Annotated in this window: 18 protein-coding genes; 6 read left to right on the forward strand and 12 right to left on the reverse strand. The window is 33.0% G+C overall.

Features of this window, described 5'->3' with window-relative positions:
- Nucleotides 1-6 precede the first annotated feature (6 nt).
- The 4 genes from ABEG63_RS07800 to ABEG63_RS07815 form a co-directional block, all read right to left on the reverse strand.
- Complete coding sequence (locus ABEG63_RS07800) at nt 7-657, reverse strand: NAD(P)H-binding protein (protein WP_346584039.1); 651 nt, start codon at nt 655-657, stop codon at nt 7-9.
- A gap of 59 nt (nt 658-716) precedes the next feature.
- Nucleotides 717-1,127, reverse strand: a complete 411-nt coding sequence (locus tag ABEG63_RS07805) for an Rrf2 family transcriptional regulator (protein ID WP_312395085.1) — start codon at nt 1,125-1,127, stop codon at nt 717-719.
- A gap of 65 nt (nt 1,128-1,192) precedes the next feature.
- Nucleotides 1,193-2,143 (reverse strand): hypothetical protein, encoded by a 951-nt coding sequence (locus ABEG63_RS07810; RefSeq protein ID WP_312395081.1) that lies wholly within the window; start codon nt 2,141-2,143, stop codon nt 1,193-1,195.
- A 134-nt stretch (nt 2,144-2,277) separates the two neighbouring features.
- Nucleotides 2,278-2,712: an FKBP-type peptidyl-prolyl cis-trans isomerase gene (locus ABEG63_RS07815; RefSeq protein ID WP_267404048.1), complete on the reverse strand. Its 435-nt coding sequence runs from the start codon at nt 2,710-2,712 to the stop codon at nt 2,278-2,280.
- A gap of 216 nt (nt 2,713-2,928) precedes the next feature.
- Between ABEG63_RS07815 and ABEG63_RS07820 the strand changes: the two genes are divergently transcribed.
- Nucleotides 2,929-3,927, forward strand: coding sequence for a catalase (locus ABEG63_RS07820; protein ID WP_346584040.1), 999 nt, complete (start codon nt 2,929-2,931; stop codon nt 3,925-3,927).
- 368 nt (nt 3,928-4,295) lie between these two features.
- Here the strand turns inward: ABEG63_RS07820 and ABEG63_RS07825 are convergent, their stop codons facing one another.
- From ABEG63_RS07825 to ABEG63_RS07855, 7 genes are all read right to left on the reverse strand, one after another.
- Nucleotides 4,296-5,339 (reverse strand): TerC/Alx family metal homeostasis membrane protein, encoded by a 1,044-nt coding sequence (locus tag ABEG63_RS07825; protein ID WP_346584041.1) that lies wholly within the window; start codon nt 5,337-5,339, stop codon nt 4,296-4,298.
- A 172-nt stretch (nt 5,340-5,511) separates the two neighbouring features.
- Nucleotides 5,512-6,123, reverse strand: coding sequence for a TerD family protein (locus tag ABEG63_RS07830; protein ID WP_346584042.1), 612 nt, complete (start codon nt 6,121-6,123; stop codon nt 5,512-5,514).
- Between the two features lie 84 nt (nt 6,124-6,207).
- The gene (locus ABEG63_RS07835; protein WP_346584043.1) at nt 6,208-7,008 is read right to left on the reverse strand and encodes a hypothetical protein; all 801 of its coding nucleotides are present in this window, start codon (nt 7,006-7,008) and stop codon (nt 6,208-6,210) included.
- A 164-nt stretch (nt 7,009-7,172) separates the two neighbouring features.
- The gene (locus tag ABEG63_RS07840) at nt 7,173-8,342 is read right to left on the reverse strand and encodes a toxic anion resistance protein (protein ID WP_346584044.1); all 1,170 of its coding nucleotides are present in this window, start codon (nt 8,340-8,342) and stop codon (nt 7,173-7,175) included.
- A gap of 6 nt (nt 8,343-8,348) precedes the next feature.
- A complete protein-coding gene (locus ABEG63_RS07845) occupies nt 8,349-8,903 on the reverse strand; it encodes a TerD family protein (protein WP_267404061.1) in 555 nt (184 codons plus the stop codon).
- A complete protein-coding gene (locus ABEG63_RS07850; RefSeq protein ID WP_267404063.1) occupies nt 8,893-9,717 on the reverse strand; it encodes a phosphoribosyltransferase family protein in 825 nt (274 codons plus the stop codon). The genes ABEG63_RS07845 and ABEG63_RS07850 overlap by 11 nt, the downstream gene beginning before the upstream one ends.
- A 9-nt stretch (nt 9,718-9,726) precedes the next feature.
- Nucleotides 9,727-10,395: an HAD family hydrolase gene (locus ABEG63_RS07855; protein ID WP_346584045.1), complete on the reverse strand. Its 669-nt coding sequence runs from the start codon at nt 10,393-10,395 to the stop codon at nt 9,727-9,729.
- 710 nt (nt 10,396-11,105) lie between these two features.
- Here ABEG63_RS07855 and fusA point away from each other — a divergent pair.
- Nucleotides 11,106-13,172 (forward strand): elongation factor G, encoded by a 2,067-nt coding sequence (gene fusA, locus ABEG63_RS07860; RefSeq protein ID WP_346584046.1) that lies wholly within the window; start codon nt 11,106-11,108, stop codon nt 13,170-13,172.
- A gap of 216 nt (nt 13,173-13,388) precedes the next feature.
- Here fusA and ABEG63_RS07865 read toward each other — a convergent pair whose 3' ends face one another.
- The gene (locus ABEG63_RS07865) at nt 13,389-14,915 is read right to left on the reverse strand and encodes a SulP family inorganic anion transporter (protein WP_346584047.1); all 1,527 of its coding nucleotides are present in this window, start codon (nt 14,913-14,915) and stop codon (nt 13,389-13,391) included.
- 618 nt (nt 14,916-15,533) lie between these two features.
- Between ABEG63_RS07865 and ABEG63_RS07870 the strand changes: the two genes are divergently transcribed.
- The 4 genes from ABEG63_RS07870 to ABEG63_RS07885 all read left to right on the forward strand — a co-directional run bounded on the left by ABEG63_RS07870 (nt 15,534) and on the right by ABEG63_RS07885 (nt 19,586).
- Nucleotides 15,534-15,959, forward strand: coding sequence for a transposase (locus ABEG63_RS07870; RefSeq protein WP_267404070.1), 426 nt, complete (start codon nt 15,534-15,536; stop codon nt 15,957-15,959).
- Between the two features lie 18 nt (nt 15,960-15,977).
- A complete protein-coding gene (locus ABEG63_RS07875; RefSeq protein ID WP_346584048.1) occupies nt 15,978-16,322 on the forward strand; it encodes a helix-turn-helix domain-containing protein in 345 nt (114 codons plus the stop codon).
- Between the two features lie 79 nt (nt 16,323-16,401).
- Nucleotides 16,402-17,952, forward strand: coding sequence for a tetratricopeptide repeat protein (locus tag ABEG63_RS07880; protein ID WP_346584049.1), 1,551 nt, complete (start codon nt 16,402-16,404; stop codon nt 17,950-17,952).
- 221 nt (nt 17,953-18,173) lie between these two features.
- Entirely contained in the window at nt 18,174-19,586 is a 1,413-nt protein-coding gene (locus ABEG63_RS07885; RefSeq protein WP_346584050.1) for a hypothetical protein, read from the forward strand.
- Nucleotides 19,587-19,673: the final 87 nt, after the last annotated feature.

Raw genomic sequence — 19,673 nt, forward strand, 5'->3', positions numbered from 1 at the left:
TTACAATTAATAAGCAGCGGTGAAACGTTCACGGATATGATTATTCTGCTCTAATTCATCTACCAAAACAACTGCAACATCTTCTACAGAAAGTACGCTTCTTCCTTCTTCATTGAACACTGGATTTTCCAAAGCTGTTCTGTATTTTCCAGTTCTCACTCCTGCAGTTCCCTGATGCATTTCGATAGCCGGACTAAAGAATGTCCAGTCCAATACTGTATTTTCTTTAATTTTATTTAGATAATCTCTTGCAGCTGTTGCTCCTGGTTTAATTTCTGCAGGAAAATCTGGTCCATCTACCAACTGATTTCCATCGATGAAAAGGCTTCCCGCTCCACCAACGGTAATAAATCTCTTCACGCCCGATTCTTCAACTGCCTTTTCAATGTTTACAGAACCATTTAAAAAGTCTTCATACAAGTTTGGGTTTGTCCAACCTGCATTGAAAGAGCTGATTACCGCATCATTTCCTTTTAAAGCATCTGCCAATTCGCTTACATTATTTACATCAACACTTTTAGCGGTTATTTTTTCATTTTGCTGAACTTTTGAAGCATCTCTTACAATCGCTTCCACTTGATATCCTCTGTTTACCAATTCGTTTACCACTTGTGTTCCCACAAAACCTGTCGCACCAATTACTGCTACTTTTTTCATAATATTTTATTTTTAAATTAAATTGTAATAATTTTTGTTACATTTTGAATCAAATTTTTTTATTCAAACTGATCACTAAACTCCTGAAGTGTTTTATCTCCTAAAAAGTTTAAAACCAATCGATCAGTTTCTGTAAATAAATGATCCAAATGATTGTTAATATCTCTTCCCACAGCACAAATCGGATTAGGATTTTGATTTTTCTTTCCTAAAAGCTCCGTATTTTTTACCGCTGAATAAATTTCAGAGATGGTAATAGATTCGGCTTTTCTCGAAAGCTGGCTTCCTCCCTCTTTTCCCTGGCGGCTGACAATTAAACCGGCTTCCTTCAAAACAATAATCTCTTTACGAACAACAACCGCATTGATATTGATGCTACCCGCCAGCCACTCAGAATTTAACCATTCTTGAGGGCTTTTAGCCAATAAAATCATAATATGTATTGCCGTAGCAAATCTTGTGTTGTTCATTTCAATTACAGTACAAAGATATAAATTTTTTAACTGTAACAAAAAATGTTACAGTTAAAATTTTCTTAAAGAATCAACCGATCCAAATCTAATAGTAAATAATTGATATTCTGATTAATTGTTCTCGTCGCCGACTGCATTTGATTCAACATAGCTTCCCGATTGTGCAAATCGTCTGCTCTGTAATAGCCTCCATCACTGAAAATAACTGATTGATCTGCATCCGTTTTATTATCTTCAAACTGATAATGCAGCCATCTTTCTCTCATACTTCCAATGATAGAATGCTTTTCTTTATTTGAAAACTTTTTCTCTGTGTACATATACCAAACAAACGGCGGAAAATTGGCAGCCTTTAGTTTTTCTGTCCAAATATCTCTTAATAAATTTCTCTGATGAATAAATTCAACTTTTTGACCTTTAGGATTTAATGTCGCCAAACCGAATCCGGCTCCTAAAATACCCCCGCCAATATCAATTGCATTGCTCCAGCCGTTATCCTTCACAATACCTCCGGCGATTGAAGCGGCGGCACCTGTTATAATTGAATATAAGATGAGCTTATTATTTCTTGAATCGTTCAGATTATCAACATAACTTCCAATCTGCGCTACTCTTTCACCTTCACAGTCAAATTCGGCAGCAACAGCATCTAATTCTGTTAAAGCAATGGTAATTTTACTATTAATCTTTCCTTTTAATTGTAAAACTTTAACCTGAGCGTCTAAAGACGTATTTTTTTTAAGCTCGATAATATCATGAACTTCATCCAGATTATCCAAAGCATTTAAAATTAAAATACTTTGATCTGAAAACATCGGTTTCAGTTCTTTATTGGCAGCAATAATAGAATCTGAATTATAAGAAGGAACTTTGTTGGTATAATTATATTGAAAAGGCGCTTTACAATAGCTGTCTTTAAGAGTAAGAATATTTTGCTTAATGACCTGATTTTTTCTGGAAACACAGGACGTAAGCATGCTAAAAGCAGCAAGGAGATAGAATAAATTTTTCATTTGGTTGTATTTTTATTTGTGTAAAGCTTTAAAACTGCAAACAAATCTGCAATCATTACTAAACACTAAGATAATACAAATAAAAAAATCTACCTGAATGTCAAGTAGATTTTTAAGCTATTTTTAAGGATATACTATTTGATATCCAACAATTCAACTTCGAAAATAAGCGTACTGTTTGGCCCGATTTCTTTGCTGATCTGCTGATCTCCGTAAGCCAAATGTGGAGGAAGAATTAATCTCCATTTACTTCCAACAGGCATTAACTGAAGAGCTTCCGTCCAACCTTTAATTACTTTATTCAAAGGAAATGAAGCCGGAGTACCTCTTTTTACAGAGCTATCAAATACTTTTCCAGTGATTGTTGTCCCATGATAATGACATTTTACGGTAGATTTTGGTCCCGGTTTTTCGCCGTCGCCTTCTGTGATGATTTCATATTGCAAACCGCTTGGCAGCTCAACTACAGATTCTCTTTTTCCGTATTCTGCCATATATTCCTGACCGTCTTTCAGGTTTTTCTCTGCCAATTCTTTTTTACGTTTAAATAACATATCTGCTACTCCCATAATTAAATATTTTTGCAAAGATAGTTTTTTGTGACGGAAGATGGGAGTTGGAAGATGGAAGTTTCTTTTACAATCATAGAACAAAAACCATTTAAACAACTATTTTTCAACACATTAAACCACCATCCATTTACTTCTTCAAAAAGTTCAAATATCTTTAATACTGGGTTAACATCTTTGTCGAAACTTGGCGTTATAATTGAATTTAAAAACTAAATGCCAAGTCCATTAAAATATAATAAGAAATACGACAAGCTAACCGACGAAGAAAAGGAACTGCTTGAGATCAATAAAAAAAGTATCGCCGACTTTGTTGAACAGTCATCAACCGTAAGCGATGTAAATTACGCCACCCGAAATGCCCATGCAAAGACCTATGCGGTAGCAAAAGGAGAATTCATTATTGATAAGAATGTACCTGAAGAGCTTCAGCCTTTCTTTGATAAGGAAAAATATGAGCTGATGATTCGTTTTTCGAATGCGCAATTGAAAATTGATGATAGCAAAAAAGATGTTCCCGCCTACGGATTTTCGGTGAAGATAAAAGATGAAAATGGTGATTTGCTCGCCAATTATCCTTTGGTGAACTTTCCTTTGTTTCCGATCAATTCCGTAAGTACTTTTTTGAAATTATTTACCTCTGTGAATCGATTTTATATTAAAAAATGGAGTTCTTTTTCGTTGATGCTTCAGATTTTAAAAGTTATACCTTCCACTTGTACAGGTTCGTTCTTAAAAAACGGTTTTAAGCTTTTCGCTAAAAGAAATGATTTTATTTTATCATTCGATTATCATTCGGTTGGGGCTTACCGTTTGGGAGAAAATATGATGAAAATAAAACTTCAACCTAAATCGGTTGATAAAAATTTCGATAAAAAAAAGAAACCAAAAGACGCTTTGAATCGTTATTTTAATGAAAATGATTTTTACGCCGATGTTTTAATTCAAATTTGCTATGATCTGAAGCATCAACCTATTAACAGGTTAAATGTTGAATGGAAAAATTCGCCTTTCGTCAAAATTGGAGAAGTAAAAATTGAAAAAGGTTCTTTGCAAAATCCAACGGCTTGTGAAAATGAATTGCTGTCTTTTAATCCTTTCGAAAGTAAATATTATTTTCAGCCTGTTGGAAAGATCCAAAAATTGAGAGATGAAGCGTATAAGGTTTCGTTGCAAACCCGTCAAAAAATTAATAAACTATTGAAATATAAGTAGTTTTTATGGTTGAATAGTCAATGGTGAATTTTGCTTTGCAAGTGAATAATGAATTTGATATTATTAAGAATATTTTAATTCAAAAAGTATTTCATATATCCCTCTAATTTGTCATGCTGAAAGTATCTAAACACTAATTATCTTAATCTGTTTAGATTATTGTCAGAATGATAAACTTTGAACATATTTTCAAATACTAAAATGAATGGCTTCTACCCTAGCCCCGATTGGAACGACATCCTTTTGGGTTGCGGCTGGAGCGAAGCAGAAGCCGTAACCCAAAAGATACAGTGGAAAGCGGGAAAAAGCTTCAAACAAAAAAAGCTCTACACAATGTAAAGCTTTTCTATATCTAAAGATAGTTGGTATTATTTTTCAATTTTCTCTTTCTCTTCTTCCTCTTTATCAGGGAAAATGATTGATAAGATCACGGAGATTACTAATACTCCCCCCACAATTCCTAATGAAACTGGTGATGAAATGTGAATCCACGGTGCGATTAGCATTTTAACTCCAATAAATGACAAGATAATTGCCAATCCGTAAGGCAGTTTGCTGAACATGTGTATGAAGTTTGCCAAAAGGAAATATAATGATCTTAATCCTAAAATTGCGAAAATATTCGAGGTGTAAAGGATGAAAGGATCATCTGAAATCGCGAAGATCGCCGGAATAGAATCTACCGCAAACAATACATCTGTAAACTCGATTACTGCCACAACTACCAAAAGTGGAGTTGCCATTTTAATTCCGTTTTGAACGGTGAAGAATTTGTCTCCAGCATAATTATCAGAAACTTTCCAGAATCTTTTGATCAGTTTAGCTCCGGCAGTATTGCTGTAATCTTCGTCTTCATCATCGCCACCATCTCCCCAAGATTTGATCCCGGCATAGACAAGGAATAATCCGAAAAGTACCATTACAATATTGATCTGAACGGCCTGTCCGAAAATATTCATTTCAGGCAAGTACGTCAAATTAATCAATCCAACTCCGGCAAAAATGAAGATCGCTCTGAAAATCAATGCTCCGATAATTCCCCAGAAAAGAACTTTATGGTGAAGATATTTCGGAACTTTAAAGAATCCGAAAACTAAGATGAATACAAATAAATTATCCACCGAAAGAGCTTTTTCAACCCAATAAGCTGCCTGATATTGTGTAAATTTCTCCACTGCCATAGCATGACTTTCCGGCGTTCCGTCTGTATTGAAAACCCAATACACCACTCCAGAAAACACCATAGACAGCGAGATCCAAACAATTGACCAGATGGTAGCTTCTTTGGAAGAAACCTCATGACTTTTTTTGTTGAAAACCCCTAAGTCAAGGAGCAACATGATAACTACCGTTACCGCAAATCCCCAAACCAACCCAGGATGAAGATCTATAATACTTTGATGTTTATCCACTTTTTAATGTGCTTTTTATATGATAAAAGCAATAGTTGTACGAATACAAGTATTGCCATTTAAATTTATTGTCTTAAAATTCAATATTTTAAAATAAGTTTTGGCTAAAGCCGGATTAGAAACTTACCTTTTCATTAAACGGGCTAAAGCCCGTTCCTATTGAATCCCAATTTTATAGATATTTTTGCTTTACCGTTTCAATGGTTTCCTGCAATTTTCTATCTGCTGTTGGATCTCCAATCGCATTGAATTTCCACTCGTTGTTTCTTTTGTAGAAAACACCCATTACCATCGCCACGTGACCTCTGAAAGAAGCATCGTTAGCAATATCATATTTAGCGAAAACTTCTTTTACATTCGTAGGAGTTCCTTCGTAAATTCTGATTGAAGCAAAAGGAATTGTTCCGAAATCCTGACCTTTATAGCTGTTCAAAACCAAAGCAACGTGCTCAACATTTGAATCCAAATTACTGAAATCTACAGTGATTACTTCATTGTCAAGACCGTCGTTTCCATTCACGTCACCTGTTAAATCATCGCCACTGTGCTTTACAGCTCCGTTTTTAGATTTCAGGTTTCCGAAATAGATCACTTCAGTCGCATTTTTATTAGAATCGTATAAAATACAGCTTCCGTCTAAATCAACTGCCTCTCGAGTTACTCCACCGAAAAATCCTTTTTTCTCAATAGCCCCCCAGTTGATCCCAACACAAGCCTGAGTAAGCGTTGTACCATTTTCCTTCGTAAGGTTAATTCTTTGACCTTTTTGTAAATTGATAGCCATCTTTTTATGTTTAGTTTATTGTTTTTTAGCAAAGAAACAGAATTCCCGTATTTAAATTCTACGGTTTTCAGTATTCTTTGTTTTTTAATTATTATTTAAATTTAAATTCAACATTGCGCGCAGAATATTCGTTTCTTCATTAATGTCAAAAATTTTGCTCATGATATCAATGCTTTCCAAATTTTGGATATAATCTTTCAAAACAGAGGTTACCTGTTCCGGCAATGTTCTTTTTCTTTGGTTGATATTTTCTTCCAACTGCTCATTTTTCTTTTTCAACTGATCCACAATAGATCCCTGATTAGATTCATTGGGCGATATATCCAGCTTTTCCAGTTTTTTTGAATCGATCAGGTACATTTTTTTACCTTCAACATCAAAAATAAAATGATCATCCGACTGGAAAATTTTAAACAACTCATATTCATTTCCGGAAATTACATATCCGCAGACAAAACGAGCTTTAAAATCCTGAATATTAAGTCTTCCCAATAATTTTCTTTCGATCTCATACTCAAGGTATCGATAAGCAGGAAAAGTATCCGACTTTAATAATTCTTCATCCACATCATTTCTGTAAAATTCTGTGGCATATCTTTTATTAAAATACAGCACATTATCCCAATTCAGACGGAATTTATCTTCCGTAAGATCTTTGTAAAGGCTTTTCAGCTGATTAGAAAAAACTCCGCTGTACATTCTTCTGTCTGTTTCAAAACTATCAACACGCTTATCTTCAAACCCCGAAATGTACTTGTTATTAATATCAATTTCGTTAATGATAACCAACAGATCGTTTTCCTTTTGCCTTTTAATTTTGGTCAAAAGTTCAATCAGGCTATCGGTATATTGCAAGTGAAAAAGTTCGAGTTTACTGTAATCCAATCCCGTATTTTCCCGAAAAAGATTGTGTATAATATCGGTTTTAATGTAAATCGAAATTATATCAACATTTTCAAAAAAATTACACAGAAGTTTAAGCTTTGTTAATCTTCTATTGCTCTGAGATAGTATGTTTACAGCATCATCATTCACCTTTTTCTATGCTCTTATCCTCTTACATTTGCTTTTAATTCGTGCTCTAAAGTCATCAAATCCTGATCCAGCTTTCTTCTTCCTTCTGCACCTTGTTTCTGGATTTGTTTTACTTCATTTAATGTATTAATCAACTTCGAAGTCGTTTCTCTCAATGTTTCAACAGACACAATCGTTTGCTCGTTTGCTCTTGCCACATTCACTGAATTCTGACCTAAACGCTCGGCATTTTTTCTCAAAATATCTTCCGTTGTCGCAGAAACTTTTTGTTGAATTTCAATGCTTTGCTGTTGTCTGTACATTGCAACGGCTAACGAAAGCTGGTTTTTCCAAAGTGGCAACGTCGTTGTTAAGATCGTTTGGGCTTTTTCAGCAATCGAAACGTTGTTATTCTGAACCAATCTGATCTGCGGAAGAGACTGCATCATAATTAAACGAACCACTTTAAGATCCGCCAATCTTCGGTCTAATCTCGCGATAAAATCTCTTTTATCTGCAATCTGATAATCCTGAAACTCCTGTGTATTGGCCTCCATGTGGGTTAGCTCAGCACCAGCTCTTTCCATTCTTAGATTTCCGACAATGACCAGTTCTTCAATTTGCTTGATGGCATTAATATTACTTTCAAAAATCGTTTGTAAAACTGCATTATCTTTCGTTGAAGTAATGATTCCAGCATTTACTTTATAAGAGATCTGATCGATATTGTTGATAATTTTATCATATTTGGCAAATAAATTCTCAATCTGCGTCATTACACTTTTCATGAAAGGTAATTTGCTTAAAAAACTTTTGAATTTATTCTGATTTAATTCTTCAACATCTACATAATTCAACTCGATCAATAAATTATTAATCAATTCTCCAACTTCACCGGAATTTGATCTTCTTACATTTCCTAAGAAACTATCACTCTGGTTCGATAACGTTCTTTGAAGCTCTGCTCCAAAATTAACGATCGATCCCGGATTTGTTTCATCAATAGAATCTGCAAGAACTTCGTATTTTCTACGCTCTTCAGACTGCAGTTGCGCTAAATTTACGTTTCCGTCTCTATCCATCACCGGAGCCGGAGCCATACTTGGCGTTGCAGGTGTCGGAGGAGTCATCGGAGTTGGTTCAAACGTCTTTAGAGGCTCGATTGATCCAAGCGGATCTATAGATTGATTTTCCTGATTGTCCATAATAAATTATTGATAGATTGATACAAATTTTTCAAGACCTTCTCTTTGCCCCGCGCCTACTGCTTCAAATTTCCACTCTCCGTTTCTGTTATAAATTCTTCCGAATTCTACAGCGGTTTCAATAGAAAAATCTTCGTCTAGTTCGTATTTTAAAATTTCTTCGTTCGTATCTGTATTGAAAATTCTGATGAAAGAATTTCTCACCTGCCCAAAGTTCTGTCTTCTGGCATCTGCATCGTGAATGGTAACAACAACAGTGATTTCTTTTACAGCATCATCAATTTTAGTTAAATCGATTTTAATTTGCTCGTCATCTCCAGCTCCGTCACCTGTTAAGTTATCACCAGAGTGAACTACCGCTTTATCCGGAGACTCCAAATTGTTGTAAAAAATAAAGTGATTATCTGAAATTAACTTTTTATTTTCTCCCAACAAAAATAAAGATGCGTCTAAATCGAAACCCGTTCCCGTAGAAGTATTGTTGGTGTCCCAACCCAATCCTACAGTAAATTTTGGTGCATTTATATTTTCTCTCTGTCCTTTTTGTAAGTTAATAGCCATAATTTAGTTCTGTTTGCGTTAAAGTGTTTATATTATTTTCAAATTCTTTTATGAGATGGTAATTATTACTGATTGCCTGTTCCAGCAAATCATCCATCTGTTCTTTTTTTACTTTAGACGTAAGATAATCAAAATTACTTGAATCTAAGCCCAAAATATATTTTACAATCCTTGTGTTGAACTGAAAACTTGGTTTCAGCATGACTTCTGCAATGTGTTCTACGTTTTTCACCGCATAATAATTGAAGAAATTTTCAATCTTTGGATCCAGCTCAAAATTCATCAGTTCAGCATAATACATGAATAAAAAATCACCTTCTACATTATATTCATTCAAAATTTTATTCACGGTAAACTCATGACTTCCCGTTATTTTAATATCATCTATAAAAATACAAAGTTTTCCTTTAAGAAAATCCTTATCCAGATAATAAGTATCATTGGCTATCAGATTTTTACGATCTTCAAAGCTTAGATTTCCGTAATCTGTTGTATAGGTATGATTTCTATTGATTTTTGATAAAATGCTTGATTTTTTTCCTTTCTGAAAAAGATAAAAATCAAGATGCTTTTTAAAGTAAAAACACAGGAAATTAGAAGCCGTCGGAATCGCCATGTAAGGACTTGGCAACACAACGATCTGCTGATCTGTGTTCAGAATTTCTTCATGAGAAGCAATAAACCCAGTAAACAATTCCTTTGCAAATTTTTGTGCAAACGACCTATCTCCGTACTTAAAATAGCTGTATTCTGCGGGCGAAAATGTAAACTCATCCGCCGAATGAATGTGATGTAAACTATATCTTTTATTCATCTTTTATTGTTAGTGTTTTAATAAATGTGCATTGAAACCAAAATCTTTCGCCCCTTTATAATCTGCAATCGGATTATCGCCGATGTGCAAAATTTGATTTAAACTTAAATCCTGATTTTTAATTAAATTTTTCACTTCCTGAAATATCTGAGGATTCGGCTTTGAGCAATTAATTTCATCAGAATAAATATGAAAATCGATGTATTGATCCAGATTCTCATTAATAAGGAATTTACGCATCGTTTTTCCTTTGATAAAACCTGTATTGCTTAGAATATTTATCGTTTTTCCTTGATTTTTAATTTCATCAAAAAAATCATGAATATTTTCAAATATCACAACAGGGCTATATTCTAAAAAAAGATCTTCACTTTTTTGATAAAATTCGCTTAAAAAATCTTTATTCAATTGCTTTACATCTACATTTAGAGAATTTAAAATCAATAAATAAATCTCAAAAGTGTCTACATTCCCACCAATTACTTCATTAATGGTATTACACAAATCGTCGTAATATTTTACCGTTTTCGCAACTTCATCAATCGGTTTTTCCACATTAAAAAATGAGGAAAAAAGCTCAACTCTTTTTGCTTTAAATTCAGGGTGAGATTTTATTAAAGTAAGCCACAAATCAAAAGAAAAATGTGAGTGATTGTGGATGTCGATATCTGTTTTCAAACCTTATAAGTTAAAATTTTTATTTAGCTTTTTCTTGAAAAAGATTTAATTGATTTCAAGTTTTTCATCGTTAGTTTTTTTAGCCGAATCATTTCAATTCTTTCCAAAGATAGAATTTTTAAATTAATGTAGAAATGTAGTTTTGTGTTTTAAGATATTTTTATAATTTGAACTAAATACCAATCATTTTTTAACGCAATGCTCGCAAAGATTTTCTTGAAAATCATTATGTATATTTTTCGTTCGCAAAGGCGTTTCACTCAGCCAAAATTTTCTGATATCATTTGCTGAACGAATGTAGCAATGCAATATTTGTCAATTTTTTGTCCTTTGAAAAAAATCAAAAAAAGTTTTTGCTGTTAAAATATTTTTTCTAATTTCGCAACCGATTAACAATCAACAATGTCAACAAAAATGATAAATATAATTTCTTTAAGCAATCCTATCAGAGCTGTGTACTTTGGTAGCACTGAATATTTATCTGAATAACGATCGACCTTTATAAAACAAAAAATATAACGAAGGCCTATCTGTTCAGATAGGTCTTTTTTGCTACCCTACTTTCAGCTTTTCAATTATTCGAAAAGGTGATCTGATATTTTTCACGAAAGTAAAATTCAATTTCTTACAAAAATGAAACGTAAGGACAGGGAATTTTTGTGCCTAAAATTCAGAACAACCTTAAAAATCAACAATTTAAATTAAACAAAATGAAATACAACACACGAAATATAGGTATCATAGCACACGTCGATGCAGGAAAAACGACTTTAACGGAAAGATTGCTTTATTACACTGGAATGATCCACAAAATTGGAAACGTAGACGATGGAAATACGACGATGGATAAAGACATTCAGGAGAAAAACCGAGGAATTACGATTTCATCTGCAGCAATTTCCACGCAATGGAAAAAGGATGATAACATTTTCAATATCAATATCATCGACACTCCGGGACACATTGATTTTGCGGTGGAAGTTGAACGCTCGTTACGAGTTTTAGACAGCGTTATCGCGGTTTTCTGTGCTTCTTCAGGAGTTCAGCCACAAACGGAAAACGTCTGGTTTCAAGCTGAGAAACATGGAATTTCAAAGATTTGTTTCATTAATAAGATGGACAGAATCGGAGCCGATTTCTTCGCTGTTGTGAATGAAATCAAAACCAAACTGAATGCAGTTCCTTTGGCTTTGCAAATTCCGATTGGTTCTGAAGACCAATTTGAAGGCGTTATCGATTTAATCAAACAAAAAGCTTTGTATTGGATCGATGAAAATGGAGAAACGATTGTTGAAAAAGACATTCCTGAAAATTACCAAGCTGAAGCTGATGAATTCAGATTAAAGCTAATGGAAACATTGGCAGAATGTGACGAAATTTTCTTTGAAACTTTTATGAATTCTGAGAATAAAATTTCTGAGGAAATGATTTTTGAAGCAATTCAAAGAACTTGTCAGGCAAGGAGTTTGGTTCCTGTTTTATGCGGTTCTGCTTTTAAGAATAAAGGTGTTCAACCTTTGCTTGATGCAATTGTAAGTTATCTTCCAGCTCCAAATCAACTACCTTCTATTAAAGGAAAAGATGCGAAAACGGAAGAAACGATCGAGCTTGAAAGAAATGAAGAAGAAACTTTTTCAGGATTGGTTTTCAAGGTTGTAATTGATAAACATATGGGGAAATTGGCAATGCTTAGAATTTATTCAGGAAGTATAAAATCCGGTGACACAATTCAGAATGTAAGAACAGGTGAAAGTTTCAGGATTTCGAGGATTTTGCAGATGCAGTCGGACAAAACGTTAACGATTGAAGAAGGAAAAGCGGGAGATATTGTTGCTTTGACAGGGATAAAAGATGCGAAAACGGGTGATTCTTTATCATCCATTGAACGAGCTGTTTTGCTTGAAGCCATCACAATTCCTGCTCCTGTTATCCGTGTTTCGATTGAGCCGAAAACGAATGCTGATGAAAAATCTTTCGGTTTGGTTTTAGCTAAAATTCAGGAAGAAGATCCGTCGTTGATTGTTGAAAGAGACCGACAAACGGGAGAAACTTTGTTAAGTGGTTTGGGAGAACTGCATCTTGAAGTGACTTTAGAAAAAATCCGATTGAATCATGGAATTGAAATTAATCAAGGAAAACCGAAAGTTTCGTACAAGGAAATTTTAACGGAAACCAGAAGACACAGAGAAAAACTTTCCAAACAAAACGGTGGAAGCGGACAATTTGCCGACATCACTTTTGAAATTGGACCTCGAGAGGATCATGAAATCGGTTTGGAATTTATCAATCAAATTAAAGGTGGTGTGATTCCGAGTGAATTTATTCCGTCTGTTGAAAAAGGCTTCAGAGAAGCGATGGAAAACGGAGCTTTGAGTGGAAATCCTTTGGAAAGTATGAAAGTTACGCTTCTGGACGGATCCGTTCATCAAGTTGATTCTCATGCCTTTGATTTTGAAATGGCAGCAAGAGATGGTTTCAAAGAAATAGGAAAATCTTGTAAACCTAAATTAATGGAACCCATTATGAAAGTTGAAATTCAAACCATTGAAGATTATACGGGCGTTGTGACGGCGGATATCAACAAACGAAGAGGAATGATCACTTCGATTAATGAAAAATCAGGAAGAAAAATCTTCACAGCGGAAGTTCCTTTGGCTTCTACTTTTGGATATATTTCTGATCTGAGAACGTTGACGAGCGGTAGAGCTTCGATCAGCATGAAATTATCGCACTATGCTTTGGTGCCTGATTTCATTGCAAATACATTAGTAACCTAAAGAACGAGGGCTGTAAATTTTATTTTGCAGTCCTTGTTTGGGTTTATAACGTTTTTTTCTCGCGCTGATTTTGCGGATTGCGCTGATTTTCTAAGACGATTAATATGACCTTGTTTTTAATCGCATTACATACGATTCTATCCTAAATCGTCCCTTCAGGACTCTAACCTAATTCATCCTTCAAAACTCTCCTACTTTCAAACCCTAAAAGCTCTCCTACCTTTCAGGCATTACTTTATACGTCGGGTCATCCTGGATATTGACTTCGATGACAGCTTCTGCATTTTTCAACATTCTGATACAGTCTTCGCTTAGATGTTTTAAATGAAGTTTTTTATTGAGCTGATTGTATTTTTTTGACAATTTATCCAAAGCATCGATGGCGCTCATGTCTACAATTCGGCTTTCTTTGAAATCAATGACCACTTCATTCGGATCGTTTGCAGGATCGAACTTATCTGTAAATGTTGTGACAGAGCCGAAGAATAATGGTCCGAAAATTTCGTAATATTTAACACCATTTTCGTCGATATATTTCCTGGCACGAATTCTTTTCGCATTATCCCACGCAAAAACTAAGGCTGAAATTATCACTCCAACCAAAACAGCCAATGCCAAATTGTGAAGAACAATCGTAATTAAAGCCACCGTCATTCCAACAAAAATATCGGATTTTGGCATTTTGTTTACAATTCTAATCGAAACCCACTGAAAAGTACTGATGGCAACCATCATCATCACGCCAACCAAAGCTGCCATCGGAATTCTTTCGATAAATGGCGCTCCAACTAAGATGATAATTAAAATCGTAATAGAAGCAATAATTCCGGAAAGTCTGGCTCTGGAACCTGCATTTAAATTCACTAAAGTTTGGGCAACCATAGCACAACCGCCCATTCCGCCTAAGAAACCATTGGTAATATTCGCCAAACCTTGAGCAACAGATTCTTTATTGGCGCTTCCTTTTGAGTTGGTAATTTCATCAACCATTGATAATGTTAATAATGATTCTATCAAACCGACTCCAGCCATAATTAAGGCATAAGGAAAGATAATTTGTAAAGTTTCCAGTGAAAAAGGAATACTTGGAATATGAAAAGTTGGAAAACTTCCGCTAATGTGAGCGATGTCTGCAACGGTTTTTGTATGAATTCCGAAACCTAAAACGATTCCAAAAACTATTAAAATAGCAACTAAAGAAGCCGGAACTACTTTTGTAATTTTAGGAAAAAAGTAAACAATCGCAATAGTTAAAGTAACCAACCCTGACATTATGTATAAGGTTGTACCTTGAAGCCAACTTACAACTCCATTTGCATCGGTTATTTTAAATTGTTCAACCTGAGCCATAAAAATAATGACAGCCAAACCATTCAGAAAACCATACATTACAGGTTGTGGGATTAATCTTACAAATTTTCCGAGTTTAAAAATTCCCACCAACATCTGAAAAATACCTGCAAGAATAACGGTTGCGAAGAGATATTCTACCCCGTGAGCTTTAATTAAAGCAATTAAAACAACGATGGTCGCTCCTGCTCCACCGGAAACCATTCCGGGACGTCCGCCGAAAATCGCGGTGACCAATCCCATCATGAAGGCAGCATAAAGCCCCGTTAATGGAGAAAGCCCCGCCAAAATGGCAAAAGAAAGCGACTCCGGAATCATGGTCATTGCCACGGTAAGCCCTGCCAACAACTCGTTTTTATAATTAATTTTCTGAGAAAAGTCGAATAATTTCATGTGTAAAACTGAACCACAAATGTAGAGAGTTTAAAATAATTTACACAAAATAAATTTTCTTAATTAATACCACAAAAGCTATATTTTATTTCACGCAAACGTCCATTTATTGTATATTTTTTAACATAATATTAATTTTAACGTTTTTTTTAATATATTTTTTTGTAGTTATTAATTAGGATTTTTTATATTTGAAGAACAAATGTTGGTTAATTTTTATCAATAAAATCTTGACGGAAAAAATAAATTGCTGCAATCACAGTATTAAAGGGAAAAATTAACAACTAAAAATTATATAAGATACATGAGAGAGCTTTAATAGGTAAGATGTAATTCAGACTTATGGGGAAGAGTTTGGAAATATGAAATTTTACGAGATTAAATGAAAGGATGATCGCTCACGACAATACGAATAGGACTCTTAGGATGTATTTAAGAGTAATTCTTTGGATATATTATCATATCTAATCATTATACATTACACTGAATAAAATAAATCATAATTCTAATTTTTCTTTATATCAACAATAAAGGAAGAAAAACTTTTATCTGAATAAAACAGATTGGCTTACCTATTGATCTAATGTATATTGTTTAATGATAAACATTACATACACAATGCTATACAAAGAGATACATATAGGACATTTTATAAAAGAGCGAGTAGACGAAAAAGAAATTACTATTGAAAGAATATGTAATTTTTTAAATAAAGATGAAGAATTTATTGAAAATGTTTACAAAAGCAAATCTATCGATACAGAAATTCTGCTGAGATTCTGTAAACTATTAGAGTATGATTTTTTCAGACTTTACAGTTCTCACCTTATTCTTTATGCTCCGCCTTCTGCGGTACATAAAAACCCTCAGAAATCTGAAAAAATTCCTTATTTCAGAAAGAATATTTATACGCAGGAAATCAAGGATTTTATTATGAAAAGAATTTTATCCGGAGAGATGACTCAAGGGGAGGTTATTAAAGAATATTCTATCCCTAAAAGCACATTACACAGATGGTTGCAGAAAAGAAATGATGTAGAATAGAACACACACAGCTAGGATATGAGACCCAATTACACCAAAATTTATCATGACATGCTTAAGCTGGAACACCCGGATAAGCTGAAAGACCCAAAGATTAAAGAACTCCTCAAAAAATTGAATACGACGGAAGATGTATTAAATTTTAATGAGAAGATATTCACACAATCTAAGGAAAGCCAAAGAGACAATCAAAAGCTTAAAACGTATGACAAAAAAACGATGCTGAGACTGCTTGAATATCAGCATAAGCACGGTTTTTCAACAAGTTATATGTCTAAAAAATATAAAATAAGCAGAACTACGATCGCCAAATGGAAAAAAACATTTGAAGAAGATCTGGAAAAAATAACAGCCGATAAATAGTAATTTATCGGTTTTTTATTTAATAGAAAAAGTATCTTATTTTTGTAATTATATGATAAAGGATCGCCAAAAAACTGAGATGATTAAAATTACACGATTGCTTAAAAATAATATTCTTCTGTTGATAATATTATCTTTTGCATCATGTAAAGAAAAAAAACATGAAAAAGTAGATAAGTTATTGACTTTATCTCAAAAATCATATAACAATTATGAAAATATTAAAGCCTTTAACTATGCATTAGAAGCAAAAACCATTTCACAAAAGGCAGAGAATTCCGCAGATATAGCAAAAAGTTACTATCAACTCGCTTTCATTTCGTCTGAAATGGGACTTCAAAAAGAAAGCCTTTATTATATCAGTAAAGCTTATGAACAAAAATATACTTTGAGTGATAAACTCCTTCAGGCAAAACTTAAAATCGTAAAATCTGCAAATTATTATACCGCAGAACTATATTCTCAAGATATCAGAGAGTTATTTGGTGCATTAAAACTTATTGAAAAAGATAATAATACCCAATCGAATATTACTAAAGCACAGATTTATAGGGAGATTGGCGGTTATTATGAAAATACAAAAGGAGATTTTGATTCCGCTTATATTTATTATAAACTGACTCAATTTGAGTTTGATAAAATCTCCGAGCGATTGGTTTATAGTGATTTATCTAATTTTTATATTCGCCTTGGGACGATCAGCATTAAAAAAAATGACAACGATAAAATAAACGAAAAAAATAAAAAAGATAATTATGATCAGAGCTTAATTTTTTATAAAAAAGCACTCGCTATTTCAAAAAAATATAAAGCAACTACTTTACAAACAGAATACCAAGCCTTGGGAGATTATTTTTACAGTACAGATCAGTACCCACAGGCATTAGATTATTATTTAAAATCTTTAAAAGAAAAACAGCCCGCAGCAGATCCCTATGCATTAAGAACTTATAGAAATATTTCGGAACTTTATGAAATTCTCGGAGACAATGTTAATAGAGATAAATATAAAGAAATCTTCGAAACAAAAGTAAGAAACGATGAAAGTCGAAATGCTAAAAATATGGATTTCATTGTGAAAGCCATACTAAAAGATCAACAAACAGAAAATTCACAACATCAAAATAAAAGCTTCACTTTATTGTCGATAGGTATTTTAATTTTATTTTTAAGTCTGTTTTTTATTTATCGAGTTTTAAGAAAAAAATTAAAACAGAAAGAAGAAAAGATCTCCGAAGTAACCACTACTCTTGAACAAAAAGAAAAAGTAATTTTCGAAAAAAACCAAGAAACCAAAGAGCTAAAAATTAAGGTTAATGATACTTATAATGAATTAATAGAACTTGCAAAAAATAATGATCCTGCATTTTATTTTAGGTTTCAGGAAATCTATCCGGAATTTCACAATACGCTATTAAAAAATTTTCCAGGACTACGAAATACCGAGCTTATACTCTGTGCTTATACATTTTTAGGATTTAGCATTAAAGATGTTGCAGAATATACATTCAAGTCTGTAAATACAATACGCAACAGAAAACAAAATCTCAGAAAAAAATTTGGTGTTCCTACGGATAAGGATATGGGCGTTTGGTTAAAAAACCTAATCTATCCGAATAATAGCGAATAAAATATGCATAAACAAAAATCAATCACAATTCTATAGCTGTTCAATTCAAAAACTATCTTATTTTTGTAATTCGACAATACCATAATCATCAAAGGCTTTAAGGGGCAAAAGTTAATATGATTTATACGATTACAAAAAACAGTCTGCAATTATTTTTTATTTTTTTTTCAAGTTTTTTATTCGCTCAAAACGCGGACATTAAAGAGATAGATGCACTCTTAATGAAATGTTTTAATAGCAGAGCCAAATATAATAATATAGATGCTTTACAGTATGCAAAGCAAGCCAGCAGCTTAGCAGAAAAAACCGGAAATTCTGAAAGAAAAGCAAAAAGCTATTATGAAATGGCTCTATTAACATTAACTCCAGAGTTACAAAAGCAAAGTTTAATTTTCACTAATAAAGCTTACGAAGAACCTTATACTAAGCAAAACATACCTCTTCAGGCGAGAATAAAAGAATTAAAATTTTATAATTATTCTATGCTTGGGCTCACTTCTCAGAGTATGAAAGAGCTATTTGGTGCCGTAAAACTCTTAGAGAACAGAACAGACGGAGACTCCGAAAGAACAATTACCAGCATTTATGGTAATATTGGAAATTATTATCAGACAGAAAATAAACTAGACTCTGCTGCTCATTATTATAAAAAAATTTATAATCTCGTTAATGGCTTCTCAAAAGAAATTCAAGCTATAAGGCTTCCGGAGTGCTATTTAGCCATGGGTGATGTTTTTCGTGAAAGAAAAATGCAAGATTCTGCACTCTATTACTATCAAAAATCTTATCAATTTAAAATTAAACATAAAAATCCTTCAGTTTTCATGGAGTATATTTGCTTTGGTGATTACTATAAAGCAGAAAAGGAAAATCAAAAAGCCTTGAATTTTTACTTAAAAAGCTTGGATAATATTAAAGAAAGCAAAGTAAATATTGAACCTTATTTATTTGTTTATGAAGAAATATCTAGCATATATGGAATTTTAGGAAATAAGCAGCTTCAAAATGAATATCAAGAAAAATACAATCAAAAAATAAGAGATGCTAATGAGCTTAAAATAAAAAATACAGAAAAAGCACTTAATATTATTCTAAAAGACAACGAAAGCCAATTAAAAGAATCACAAAACAGGATTTATTTATGGATTTCCCTATGTGTTTTAGCACTCTTTATTTCACTTCTTTTCATTTACAGAACATTAAGAAATAAACTAAAACAAAAAGAATCTGAAATAAACCAGGTGACAACACATCTTGAGCAAAAAGAAAAAATAATTTCCGAAAAAAATGAAGAAACAAAAGAACTTCAACAAAAAATAAATGACGCATATAATGAAGTCATAAATTTGGCTCAGAATAATGATCCTGCATTTTATTTTCGATTTTTAGAAGTCTATCCGGAATTTCAGACAAAGATGCTAAAAGAATTTCCGGGTTTAAGAAACTCAGAACTTATTCTTTGTGCCTATACTTATCTTGGCTTTACAATAAAAGATGTGGCAGAATATACCTACAAATCTGTAAATACTGTTCGAAACAGAAAGCAAAATTTGCGAAAAAAATTCAATATTCCAACAGAACAAGATATGGGAATATGGCTTCGTGAGTTAATTAATCCAAATCAGGAGAATTAATAAATTATTAAATATCAATATATTAAACCAAAGTAGTATACAAATGGTATACTATTTTTTTTGTGTTTTGATTAATTTTTTTTCTAT

Origin of the sequence: Chryseobacterium sp. C39-AII1, assembly GCF_039672645.1 — a bacterium.
Taxonomy (GTDB): domain Bacteria; phylum Bacteroidota; class Bacteroidia; order Flavobacteriales; family Weeksellaceae; genus Chryseobacterium.